Source organism: Microvirga vignae (assembly GCF_001017175.1).
GTDB lineage: Bacteria > Pseudomonadota > Alphaproteobacteria > Rhizobiales > Beijerinckiaceae > Microvirga > Microvirga vignae.
In genome coordinates this window covers 95,407-107,648 of the sequence record NZ_LCYG01000060.1, presented here as the reverse complement: position 1 = coordinate 107,648, position 12,242 = coordinate 95,407, and the positions used below count along the sequence as shown (strand labels likewise).

Annotated in this window: 11 protein-coding genes; 8 read left to right on the top strand and 3 right to left on the bottom strand. The window is 61.9% G+C overall.

Annotated elements, in window-relative coordinates:
* Positions 1–2: 2 nt before the first annotated feature.
* The 7 genes from AA309_RS22115 to AA309_RS22085 all read left to right on the top strand — a co-directional run bounded on the left by AA309_RS22115 (position 3) and on the right by AA309_RS22085 (position 7,355).
* A complete protein-coding gene (locus AA309_RS22115; RefSeq protein ID WP_047191186.1) occupies positions 3–209 on the top strand; it encodes a DUF2160 family membrane protein in 207 nt (68 codons plus the stop codon).
* An 11-nt stretch (positions 210–220) separates the two neighbouring features.
* Positions 221–1,264, top strand: a complete 1,044-nt coding sequence (locus tag AA309_RS22110) for an NAD(P)-dependent alcohol dehydrogenase (protein WP_047191185.1) — start codon at positions 221–223, stop codon at positions 1,262–1,264.
* A gap of 12 nt (positions 1,265–1,276) precedes the next feature.
* Complete coding sequence (locus AA309_RS22105) at positions 1,277–2,347, top strand: ABC transporter ATP-binding protein (protein ID WP_047191184.1); 1,071 nt, start codon at positions 1,277–1,279, stop codon at positions 2,345–2,347.
* 61 nt (positions 2,348–2,408) lie between these two features.
* Positions 2,409–3,134, top strand: coding sequence for an SDR family oxidoreductase (locus tag AA309_RS22100; protein WP_047191209.1), 726 nt, complete (start codon positions 2,409–2,411; stop codon positions 3,132–3,134).
* A 51-nt stretch (positions 3,135–3,185) separates the two neighbouring features.
* A complete protein-coding gene (locus tag AA309_RS22095; RefSeq protein ID WP_047191183.1) occupies positions 3,186–4,670 on the top strand; it encodes a mannitol dehydrogenase family protein in 1,485 nt (494 codons plus the stop codon).
* Positions 4,671–4,715: 45 nt separating this feature from the next.
* Entirely contained in the window at positions 4,716–6,185 is a 1,470-nt protein-coding gene (gene xylB, locus AA309_RS22090; RefSeq protein ID WP_047191182.1) for a xylulokinase, read from the top strand.
* A 33-nt stretch (positions 6,186–6,218) separates the two neighbouring features.
* Positions 6,219–7,355 carry an alcohol dehydrogenase catalytic domain-containing protein gene (locus AA309_RS22085; RefSeq protein ID WP_047191181.1) on the top strand — a complete coding sequence of 379 codons (1,137 nt, stop codon included), beginning with the start codon at positions 6,219–6,221 and terminating at the stop codon, positions 7,353–7,355.
* Between the two features lie 15 nt (positions 7,356–7,370).
* Here the strand turns inward: AA309_RS22085 and AA309_RS22080 are convergent, their stop codons facing one another.
* Complete coding sequence (locus AA309_RS22080) at positions 7,371–7,943, bottom strand: peroxidase-related enzyme (RefSeq protein WP_047191180.1); 573 nt, start codon at positions 7,941–7,943, stop codon at positions 7,371–7,373.
* Positions 7,944–8,066: 123 nt separating this feature from the next.
* Between AA309_RS22080 and AA309_RS22075 the strand changes: the two genes are divergently transcribed.
* Positions 8,067–8,867 carry an enoyl-CoA hydratase gene (locus tag AA309_RS22075; RefSeq protein ID WP_047191179.1) on the top strand — a complete coding sequence of 267 codons (801 nt, stop codon included), beginning with the start codon at positions 8,067–8,069 and terminating at the stop codon, positions 8,865–8,867.
* A 77-nt stretch (positions 8,868–8,944) separates the two neighbouring features.
* Here AA309_RS22075 and AA309_RS22070 read toward each other — a convergent pair whose 3' ends face one another.
* Complete coding sequence (locus AA309_RS22070) at positions 8,945–10,579, bottom strand: acyl-CoA synthetase (RefSeq protein WP_047191178.1); 1,635 nt, start codon at positions 10,577–10,579, stop codon at positions 8,945–8,947.
* Positions 10,580–10,860: 281 nt separating this feature from the next.
* Positions 10,861–12,090, bottom strand: a complete 1,230-nt coding sequence (locus AA309_RS22065) for an ABC transporter substrate-binding protein (RefSeq protein WP_047191177.1) — start codon at positions 12,088–12,090, stop codon at positions 10,861–10,863.
* Positions 12,091–12,242 lie beyond the last annotated feature (152 nt).

Below are 12,242 nucleotides of genomic sequence, written 5' to 3'. Positions count from 1 at the left end.
GCATGAGTGACGACACCGATAGACCTGTTGCGGAGCGCCGTGGCTTTCTTCCGATTGAGACAAATGCCTTTGATCGGGTCTTCATTGCGGTCCTCCTGTTCGTTGCCTTGCACTTGTTCTGGATGCGCTTCCTCGAGGCCGATCTTCCCCTCATGGTGGCGACGGTTCTGTCGCTGATCGTTGGGGTCATCATTGTCATGCGCGGGTAGGAGGACCTTCGATGAAAGCGCTCGTTCTTGAGGAAAAGGGAAAGCTCGCCCTTCGTGATCACATCGTCGAAGAGGAGTTGGGACCGCGTGATGTCCGCATTCAGCTGAAGGTCGTGGGTGTCTGCGGCAGCGACGTTCATTACTACACGCATGGCGCCATCGGGCCGTTCGTTGTTCGGGAGCCGATGGTCCTCGGACATGAGGCAGCAGGTGTCGTCACCGAAGTCGGCTCTGCCGTCCACGAGTTCAAGGTCGGCGATCGTGTCTGCATGGAGCCGGGAATTCCTGACCCGACGAGCCGTGCAACGAGGCTCGGTTTGTACAACCTCGATCCCGCGGTCCGGTTCTGGGCGACGCCTCCGATCCACGGCGTTCTCAGGCCCAGCGTCGTCCATCCGGCTGATTTCACCTTCAAGCTGCCCGATAACGTATCGTTTGAGGCAGCGGCCATGGTCGAGCCCTTGGCCGTCGGTGTGCATGCCGCGATCAAGGCTCGGGTCAAACCCGGCGACATCGCTGTCGTCATCGGCGCGGGGCCGATTGGTCTGGTCACGGTTCTCGCGGCGCTTGCCGCCGGCTGCGCCCGTGCCATCGTCAGCGATGTCGATGACGACAAGCTGGCCATCGCGGCGAAACTAGGGCCGGTCACCCCTGTCAACGTGCGCAGCCGCGATCTCGCGGAGGCAGCACGCGCGGAAACGGATGGGTGGGGGGCCGATATCGTCTTCGAGTGCTCCGGCAACGAGAAGGCCGCAGCCGATGTCTTCGATCCGCTCTGCCCGGGCGGCTGCGTCGTCTATGTCGGCATTCCGCTGGAGCCCATCGCTTATGACGTGGCCAAGGCCCAGGTGAAGGAAGCGCGTGTCGAGCACGTGTTCCGTTACGCCCATGTCTTTCCGCGCTGCATCGCCATGCTGTCATCGGGCTCTATCGACGTGAGCCCTCTGATTACCCGCACCTTTCCCTTCTCCAGGAGCATCGAGGCGTTCGAGTACGCAGCCTCGGCCCCGAGAGGGGAAGTGAAAATCCAGATCGATATGCAAGATCAAGCCTGACGAGGAAAAAACATGGCGCCAGTCTCCATCAGCAATGTCAGGAAACGTTATGGATCTGCCGAGGTGATCCATGGGGTTTCCGTGGATATCAATGACGGCGAGTTCGTCATTCTCGTCGGCCCTTCAGGCTGCGGAAAGTCGACCCTGCTGCGCATGGTTGCGGGATTGGAAGAGATTTCTTCCGGTGATGTCCGGATCGGCGGAAGGGTTGTGAACGATAAGCCGCCGAAGGACCGGGATATTGCGATGGTCTTTCAGAACTACGCGCTCTATCCGCATATGACCGTCTACGACAACATGAGCTTCTCCCTCAGGCTGAAAGGACGGCCTGCGTCGGAGATCGATACGAAGGTCAAGCGTGCGGCGGCTATTCTCGACCTTGAGAAACTGCTCAATCGTTATCCGCGCCAGCTCTCGGGCGGCCAGCGCCAGCGCGTCGCCATGGGCCGCGCCATCGTGCGCGATCCGCAGGTCTTCCTGTTCGACGAGCCGCTCTCGAATCTCGACGCCAAGCTGCGCGTTCAGATGCGTGTGGAGATCAAGGAGCTGCACCAGCGCCTCAAGACCACGACGATCTATGTCACGCACGACCAGATCGAGGCCATGACCATGGCCGACAAGATCGTGGTGATGCACGATGGCGTGGTGGAGCAGATCGGCGCGCCGCTGGAGCTCTACGACCGTCCGGCCAACCGCTTCGTGGCAGGCTTCATCGGCTCTCCCGCCATGAACTTCATCGACGGGCAGGTTTCGGTCGTCAATGGCCAGCCGGTTGTGAAGACGCATGACGGCATTGCTCTTCCGGTATCTATTGCTCCGGCACAGCTCAGGGACGAGCAAAGGATCGTCTACGGCATCCGCCCGGAGCACATCACCCTGGGCGGGGGCGGCCACACGGCAAACGTCTCGGTGATCGAACCGACAGGGTCGGAGACGCAAGCCTTCATGAAGCTCGGCACGAACCCGCTGGTGGGCGTCTTCCGGGAACGCTTTTCGGTGCATCCGGGCGAGCGGCTCGATATCCGGCTTGATCCCGAGAAGGCGCATCTGTTCGATAAGGACACCGGGCAGAGATTAGCTTGAGGCAGGGCCGTTTCTGTCGCGGTCGTCGATGGCGGTTTACGTGCTGGTGAGGAACGGATCCATGGAATTCGAAGGCAAGAGCGTTCTTGTGACGGGAGCTGGCAAGGGCATCGGCCGGGCAACGGCCAGGCTCCTGACCGAGCGCGGGGCCAAAGTCGTTGCGATGACCCGCACGAAGGAGGATCTGGACAGCCTGGAGGGCGAGATCGGCTGCCGGTCCATCGTCGTCGATCTCGCTGATGCAGTGGCGACGCGAGAGGCGGCACGAGCCGCCCTGCCGGTCGACTACCTGGTGAACTGCGCCGGAACGACGGCGCTCGATCCTTTTCTCGAAGTGACGACGGAGACGTTCGACTGGATCTATGCGGTCAATACCCGTGCCCCCATGATCGTGGCCCAGGAATACGCACGGGATCGGGTCGCGCGCGGGCTGCCCGGGTCGATCGTGAATGTCTCGTCGATCTCATCCTTCATCGGTTTTGCCGATCATGCCGCCTATTGCGCCTCGAAGGGTGCGCTCGATGCTCTGACGCGCGTGATGGCGAACGAGCTCGGACGTCACAAGATACGGGTGAATGCCATCAACCCGACGGTCACCCTCACGCCGATGGCGACAAAGGCCTGGAGCGATCCCGACAAGGCAGGGCGCATGCTCTCGCGCATTCCGCTCGGGCGATTCGCCGATCCTGACGATGTCGCGGAGGTCATCCTCTACCTGTTGAGTGACCGCGCCGCGATGCTGAATGGTCTTGCGATGCCGGTCGATGGTGGCTTCATGATCAACTGATCTGGGTCCCGCGTGCTGATATCCGAAGGTTAAACGATAGGTTCAGGTCAGATGGCTCAACCTCTCTCCCTCGCTCGTCTTGCCTCTCTTCCCGAAGCGGTTGCCCGGCCGCGCTATGCGCGGGAGGCGTTGCGCGCGGGGCTTCTCCACATCGGCGTCGGGAACTTTCATCGCGCCCATCAGGCGGTCTACCTGGATGACCTGTTCAACAACGGCAGGGATCTGGACTGGGCGATCATCGGCGCGGGCGTGCGCGCGGGCGATGCCGCGATGCGGCATGCTCTCGAGCCACAGGATTGGCTCACCACAGTGGTCGAGTTGGAACCGGGAGCCAACCGTGCCCGCGTCACCGGTTCCATGATCGGTTTTGTGCCCGTCGGGGAGGACAGCCGGGCCATCGTCGATGCGCTTGACCATCCATCCATCAGGATCGTGTCGCTGACCGTCACCGAGGGCGGCTATTGCATCGATCCGGCGACCGGCGCTTTCAATCCGGAACATCCGGAAATCCGCTACGACGCCTCGCATGTCGATGCGCCCAAGGGTGTGTTCGGAGTTCTGGTGGCTGCTCTGAAGCGACGCCGCGAGCGGAATATCGCTCCTTTCACGATTATGTCGTGCGACAACATTCCTCACAACGGTCGGGTGACCATGGATGCGGTTGCAGGCCTTGCCGATCTGATCGATCCTTCGCTCGCGACTTTCGTGCGCGAGGAGGTGGCGTTCCCCAACAGCATGGTCGACCGCATCACCCCGGCCACGACCGACCGGGAGCGCGCCATTCTCGAGGAGCGGTTCGGCATCGAGGACAACTGGCCTGTCTTCTGCGAGCCTTTCCGGCAGTGGGTGCTCGAAGACCATTTCCCCACGGGTCGGCCGGTGCTGGAGGAGGTGGGCGTAACCTTCACGCCTCATGTCGCCGCGTTCGAGCTGATGAAGCTGCGCATTCTCAACGGCGGACATGCGGCGATCGCCTATCCTGCGGGCTTGCTCGGAATCCACTTCGTCCATGATGCCATGGCGGATCCTCTCGTGCGCGGATTCCTCGACAAGCTGGAGACGGAAGAGATCATTCCCCATGTGCCGTCGGTCCCCGGCGTCGATCTGGCCGAATACTACCAGCTCATCGCCAGCCGCTTCGCCAATCCCGATGTCGGCGACACGATTCCCCGTCTGGCGCAGGACGGATCGAACCGGCAACCGAAATTCATCCTGCCCTCGACCCATGAACGGCTGAAGGCAGGAGCTGACGTGACGGGGCTTGCCCTGGAATCGGCCCTCTGGTGCCGCTACTGCGTGGGAACCACCGATGCGGGTGAGCCGATTGCACTCAACGACCCGAACGCCGCACGACTGACACCTGCCGCTCTCGCGGCGAAGGATGATCCGGGGGCCTTCCTTGCCTTACGCGATATCTTTGGCGACCTCGCCGAGGCACCCCAGTTCCGTTCACGGTTCGAAACCGCGCTCAATTCTCTTTGGCGGGATGGCACGCGCGTCACGCTGCAGCGCTACCTGGGTGGCAATTTCGCCTAGTGCGAGCGCCTAAAGTCAAGGGTGATCTGACGGAGACAGTCGCCGATGTATATGGGAATTGATTTAGGCACCTCCAGCGTCAAGGTCATCCTCATCGATGAGGCGGGCACGCTTGTCGACGAAGCGGCGGTGCCGCTCACATTGTCGCGGCCACGGCCGCTCTGGTCGGAACAGGATCCTGAACGATGGTGGGATGCGACGCAGGCCGCCGTCAGACACCTGGAAAGTCGCCGATCCCTCGATGCCGTGGCAGGCATTGGCCTGTCCGGACAGATGCACGGCGCTGTTCTGCTCGATTCCAACGATCAGGTTCTTCGTCCCGCGATTCTGTGGAACGACGGGCGTGCCGGAGCGGAGTGCAGGGAACTCGAACAGCGTGAGCCGGCAAGCCGGGAGATCACCGGCAATCTGGCAATGCCCGGATTCACCGCGCCGAAGCTCATCTGGGTGGTGAAGAACGAACCGGACATCTTCGCGCGCACGGCGCGGGTGCTGCTTCCGAAAGACTGGATCCGCCTGAAGCTGACGGGGGAAGCAGTCAGCGACATGTCCGACGCGGCCGGCACTCTCTGGCTCGATGTCGGCAAGCGGCAATGGTCGCCGGCGATGCTCGAAGCGACGGGCCTCAGCGAGCGGCATATGCCGCGTCTCGTCGAGGGCACCGAAGTGTCAGGTGTTCTCTCTGTCGAAGCGGCTGCGGCACTCGGACTCCGTCCCGGTATTCCGGTCGCGGGAGGCGGCGGCGACAACGCGGCGGGAGCCGCCGGCATCGGTGTCGTCGATCCTGGAATGGCTTTCGTGTCGCTCGGCACATCAGGTGTGATCTTCGTTGCCGACGCGACCTTGAAGAAGGACCCGGAGCGGGCGGTTCATGCGTTCTGTCACTGCATTCCAGGCATGTGGCACCGGATGGCGGTGATCTTGTCCGCGGCGGCCACCCTGTCGTTTGCCGCCCGCCTTGCGGGTGCCGCCGACGAAGCGTCGCTTCTCACTGAGACGGAAGCGGCAGGTCTTCCGACCCAAAGCCGCCTCGTCTTTCTGCCGTATCTAAGCGGCGAACGGACGCCTCACAATGACCCCACTGCTGCGGGCGTCATCTTCGGACTCGATGGTACGACGACGCGGGCGGATCTGGGCCGGGCCGCGCTTGAAGGGGTGGCTTTCGCGCTGGCGGATGGACTGGACGCTTTGCAAGCCCGTGGCGGGACGATCGGCGGTCTTTCCGTCATCGGCGGTGGAGCACGCTCGAAACTGTGGGGGCGGATTCTGGCAGCCGCACTTCAGCGGCCTCTCACCTATCATCGGGGAGGCGAGGTGGGGCCGGCGTTGGGCGCAGCCCGGTTGGCGATGATCGCTGCCGCGGGAGCGAGCCTCGACGAGGCCTGTCCTCCGCCGCCGGTTTCTCATGTCATCGAACCGGAAGCTGCGTTGATGGAGTCGCTCGAGCCCCGACGTGCCTTGTATCGCCGCTTGTATTCCGACCTGAAATCGACTTTTGCGGATTCAGTGTCGTGAGCAGCATTCATACGGAAGGCAGGAGACCCAAAGATGGCATTGAATGAAGGGGATACTCCAGTCGGACTGCGGGAGCAGTCCAACAGGAAGATGACGGCGATCGTCTGCCATGGCCCCGAGGATTACCGCGTCCAGCAGGTGGACCGGCCGGTGCCGGAGGAGCGCGAGATGGTCCTTCGTATCGCGGCTTGCGGCATTTGTGCGAGCGATTGCAAATGCTGGTCGGGCGCGAAAATGTTCTGGGGTGGAGACAATCCCTACGTGAAGCCGCCGGTGATCCCAGGGCATGAATTCTATGGTGTGGTCGATGAGCTGGGGCCGGGAGCAGCAGAGCATTTCGGCGTCGGCATCGGTGAGCGCGTGATCGCAGAACAGATCGTCCCTTGCGATCAATGCCGGTTCTGCCGGTCGGGGCAGTATTGGATGTGCGAGGTCCATAACATCTTCGGCTTCCAGCGCGTGGTGGCCGATGGCGGGATGGCGGAGTACATGCGCATTCCACGCACGGCGCGCGTGCACAAGATCGACGAGGGGATCTCCGCGAACGATGCCGCGATCATCGAGCCTCTGGCCTGCGCCATTCACACGGTCAATCGCGGCGACATCCAGCTCGACGACGTGGTGGTGATTGCCGGCGCCGGGCCGATCGGCCTCATGATGGTTCAGGTGACGAAGCTCAAGACACCGAAACTGCTCATCGCCATCGACATGGTCGACGAGCGGCTGCAGCTCGCGAAGACCTTCGGGGCGGATGTCGTCATCAATCCTCGCGAGCAGGATGCATTGACTGTCGTGCGGTCTCTGACCGATGGATATGGGTGCGATGTCTATATCGAGGCGACGGGTTCACCGAGCGGTGTCGAGCAAGGCCTCAATCTCATTCGCAAGCTCGGTCGTTTTGTGGAGTTCTCGGTCTTCGGAGCGCCGACGACGGTCGACTGGTCGATCATCGGCGACCGCAAGGAGCTCGATATCCGTGGCGCTCACCTTGCGCCTTATTGCTATCCCATTGCCATCAATCTGCTGTCGCGGGGTCTGGTGACCTCAAAGGGCATCGTCACGCACCGCTACCGCCTCGAGGAATGGGACACGGCCATCGCTGTCGCGAACTCTCTGGAGAGCATCAAGGTGCTCATGGATGCGACGAGCCAAGAGAATGGACGAATGTGAGAGGGGCGTGACCGCTCAAGTCCTGCCCATCATGTAGAACTCGTCGTTGGGGCGCATGTTGGCGACGTTGGCGAGGCGGTTCGACATGCCGAAGAAGGCGGCGATGGCGGCGATGTCCCAGGCGTCGTCCTCGCTGAATCCTTGAGCGCTCAACGCTTCGAGGTCGGCATCGTCAACCGCATAGGCCTCGAAAGCCACCTTCATGGCGAAATCGAGCATGGCCTTCTGCCGATCCATGATGTCGGCTTTCCGATAATTGACCGCAACCTGATCCGCAATCAGCGGATCTTTGGCCCGAATGCGCAGGATCGCCCCGTGGGCGACGACGCAATACTGGCACTGGTTGGCATTGCTCGTCGCCACCACGATCATCTCACGCTCGGCCTTGGTGAGGTTCCCCGGTTTGTCCATGAGAGCATCGTGATAGGCGAAGAAGGCGCGAAACTCGTCGGGGCGCCGGGCAAGGACCAGGAAGACGTTCGGGACGAAGCCAGACTTTTCCTGCACGGCCAGGATGCGCGCCCGGATATCCTCCGGCAGATCGGCGATCTCCGGCGTTGGGAAGCGGCTGATTGGCGCCTTGCTCATGGGGGTTCCCTTCCTGCTATGTCGCCGCGGTGTAGCATAGGCCGAGCGACTTGTTTGACCTCAGCTTATTCGGCTTGGCTCAGGCGGACAACGTGCTTAAATTCGGAGCCAGGAGAGACAATCATGAGTGCGCAGCAGAATATCCCTGAAGAGCCCATTCTGATCCGCGAGGATCGGGAAGGGGTCGCGACCCTGACCCTGAACCGGCCCGGCCAGTACAATGCGCTGTCGGAGGAGATGCTTCAGGCGCTGCAGCAAAGCCTGGATGAGCTTGCCGTCGATGAGAGTGTGCGCTGCGTGGTGATTGCTGCCGCAGGCAAGGCCTTCTGCGCGGGACACGACCTCAAGCAGATGCGCTCCAATCCGCGCCAGGAATACTACGAGGATCTGTTCCAGCGGTGCGGCCGGGTCATGCAGAGCATCGTGAACCTGCCGGTTCCGGTGATCGCCCGCGTGCATGGCATGGCGACGGCTGCGGGATGCCAGCTGGTCGCGTCCTGCGATCTCGCGGTTGCGGCCGAGAGTGCCACCTTTGCCGTCTCCGGCATCAATGTCGGCCTTTTCTGCTCCACGCCGGCGGTGGCCCTGTCGCGCAATGTCGCGCCGAAGCAGGCTTTCGAGATGCTCGTGACGGGACGCTTCATTTCGGCAGCCGAGGCGCTGTCCTGCGGCTTGATCAACCGTGTGGCGCCAGATTCCGAGTTCGATGCGGCCGTGGCCGAGCTGACATCCGCGATCTGCTCCAAGAGCCCCGTGGCGATCCGCACCGGAAAGGCCATGTTCGGCCGCCAGCGCAGCATGAGCCTCGAAGACGCCTATGCCTATGCAGGCCAAGTGATGGCCTGCAACATGATGGCCGAGGATGCTGCGGAAGGCATCGATGCTTTCATCGAAAAACGCAAGCCCGTGTGGAAGGGGCGCTAGAGCATCGGACGAGAAAAGTGGACTTGCACTTTGGGGATCACTCCGATGCTCATCCTCTGAGGCCACACCCTTCACGCCTAACTTGCATGGGCGCGCGCCATCTCACGCAGCTGGAATTTCTGGATCTTGCCGGTTGAAGTCTTCGGCAACTCGGTGAAGATCACCGTGCGCGGGCATTTGAACGAGGCGAGGTGCTGCTTGCACCAGGCGATGATCTCCTCCGCCGTCACGGATTGATCGGGCTTCAGCTCCACGAAGGCGCAAGGGGTCTCGCCCCATTTCTCGTCCGGCATCGCGACGACGGCAACTGTCTGAACCGCAGGATGCTTGTAGATTGCATCCTCCACCTCGATGGAGGAGATGTTCTCGCCGCCGGAGATGATGATGTCCTTCGAGCGGTCCTTCAGCTGGATATAGCCGTCGGGATATTTCACGCCGAGATCGCCCGAATGAAACCAGCCGCCCGCGAAGGCCTCCTCGGTCGCGCTCGGGTTCTTCAGGTAGCCTTTCATGACGACATTGCCGCGGAACATGACCTCGCCGAGCGTCTTTCCGTCGGCAGGCACGGGCTGCATCGTGTCTGGGTCGAGCACGTCGAGCGCTTCCAGAACGGGATAACGCACACCCTGGCGCGCTTTCTTCGCGGCATATTCCGCTGGCGACAGCTTGTCCCAATCCTCATGCCACTCGTTGACGACGGCGGGACCATAGACTTCCGTCAGTCCGTAGAGATGCGTGACGTCGAAGCCCGCTTCCTTCATGGCCGCCAGCACGGCCTCCGGCGGGGGAGCGGCCGCCGTCATGAAGCGGACCGTTTGCGGGAACTTGCGCTTTTCGGCTGCAGGTGCGTTCAGCAGCGTCGACATGACGATGGGCGCACCGCAGAGATGGGTAACCTTATAATCCGCTAGGGCATCGTACATGGGCTTCGCGCGAACGGCACGCAGGCACACATGGGTGCCGGCGACGATCGAGAGCGACCAGGGAAAGCACCAGCCGTTGCAGTGGAACATGGGAAGCGTCCACAGATAGACCGGGTGCTGTCCCATTCCGCCGGTGATGATGTTCCCCATCGCCAGCAAATACGCGCCGCGATGGTGATAGACGACGCCCTTGGGATCTCCCGTCGTACCGGACGTATAGTTCAGGGTGATCGCATCCCATTCATCGCCCGGCAGGCTCCAGGCGAATTCCGGATCTCCCTCGGCCAGGAAGTCCTCGTATTCAAGATCGCTCAAGCGCTCGCCTGAACCGGCGAATTCCGGGTCGTCGTAGTCGATGACGAGCGGCTTGACGGACGAGAGTTCGAGGGCCGCCTTCACGGTTGCTGAGAACTCACGGTCCGTGATGAGAACCTTCGCGCCACTGTGCTCGAGAGAGAAGGCGATGATCTTGGCGTCGAGGCGGGTATTGAGCGTGTTGAGCACGGCGCCAGCCATCGGCACGCCGTAATGGCATTCGAGCATCGCGGGCACATTGGGAAGCACCGCTGATACCGTATCGCCGCGACCGATACCGTGCCGGGTGAGCGCCGAGGCGAGGCGACGGGAGCGGGCATAGAAGTCGCGATAATTACGCCTCAAGGAGCCATGAATGATGGCCGTCCGGTCCGGGTGAACGCTTGCGGCGCGCTCCAGAAACGTCAGCGGCGTCAGCGGCTGGTAGTTTGCGGGATTCTTATCGAGGTCCGTGTCGTAAACAGTCGAAGCCACGGGCGTTCCCCTGATGTCTGCTTATGAAGATCCTTGAGAGCTGCGAGCCCGGTCGGATGGTTCTGTTGGGCTGGAGCCTATCAAATGCGCGCGCACCCGTCTCGGTTGTTCGCGGCGAGCATCCCTTAGCAATAAGGCGGTAGCCTAGAGCCGCTTCCACTTGCCTGGAATCGGCTCTCTTCGTTGCTCTGCCGCATTTTCTGACGGCGAACCGGATCCACTTCGCCGGAAAATGCTCTAAAGCAGCAGGGCCGCCTGTCCGGCGGCCCTGTCCGGTGTCGTTAATGTCCGGCCTTGACGAGTGGGCACTCGCTCTCTGACAGGGGGCGGAAGGCCTGGTCTCCGGGGATGGTGCGAACCAGCTTCAGGTAGTCCCAGGGCTCGCGGGCTTCTTCGGGCTTCTTCACCTCGAAGACGTAGAGGTCGTGCACCATGCGGCCATCCTCGCGCACCTTGCCGTTCTTGGCGAAGAAGTCGTTGACCGGCAGCTCCTTCATCTTCTTCGCAACCGCCTGCGCCTCGTCCGTGCCCGCAGCCTCGATGGCTTTCAGGTAATGGATGATCGACGAGTAGACACCGGCCTGTCCCATCGTCGGCATGGCCTTGTGGCGCTCGTAGAAGCGCTTCGACCAGGCGCGGGTCTCGTCATTCAGGTCCCAGTAGAAGGCCTGGGTCATCAGCAGGCCTTGAGCCTGCTTCAGGCCGATCGCATGCACGTCGGTGATGTGCATGTAGAGGCCTGCGAGTTGCACGCCGGAATCCGTGAGACCGAACTCGTGCGCCTGCTTGATCGCATTCACCGTGTCGGCGCCGGAATTGGCGATGCCGACGATCTTCGCTCCCGAGCTCTGCGCCTGGAGGAGGAACGAGGAGAAGTCGTGATTGCCTTGCGGGTGCCTCACATTTCCGACGACCTTGCCGCCCGCCTTGGTGACGGCTTGGGCGGTATCCCGTTCCAGGGCATGGCCGAAGGCGTAATCCGCCGTCAGGAAGAACCAGGGGCCGCGGCTTGCCAAAGGCTGCCCTGTGCCGACGGCGAGGCCATAGGTGTCATAGGTCCAGTGAATGCCGACAGGGGAGCAGAATTTGCCCGTGAAGTCCGATGAGCCGCCGGTCGAGGCGATGACCAGCCGGTTTTTCTGCCGCCCGATCTCCTGAACGGCCAGCATGACCGAGGATGTCGGGAGATCGACGATCGTGTCCACCTTCTCCTCGTCGATCCAGCGGTTCGTGACGGCGGATCCGACATCCGGCTTGTTCTGGTGGTCGCCAGCGACGACCTCGATGGGCTTTCCAAGCACCTTGCCGCCGAAATCCTCGATTGCCATGCGGGCGGCGATGGTCGAGCCGGAGCCTGCCATGTCCGCATAGATGCCAGATTGATCGTTCAGCACACCGATCTTGACCACATCATCGGAAATTGCCTCTGCCGCCCGTGCCGAGGCGAGCAGGGATCCCGTGGACAAGGCGCCAATCACGGCGGCCAGCGCAATGTGATGCCCATGAAGCATCGTTCTCTCCTTGGATCGCGTCTTATGCGCAGGAGACAAGCGCTGCTGTTCGTCCTTGTCAACGGAAAAGTTCTGTTTAACGAACAAAAATATGGTGTAATGGGCATGCTCCCGTGTGGACAGTCTCGGCAGATTAAGAAAAATCCTGGATT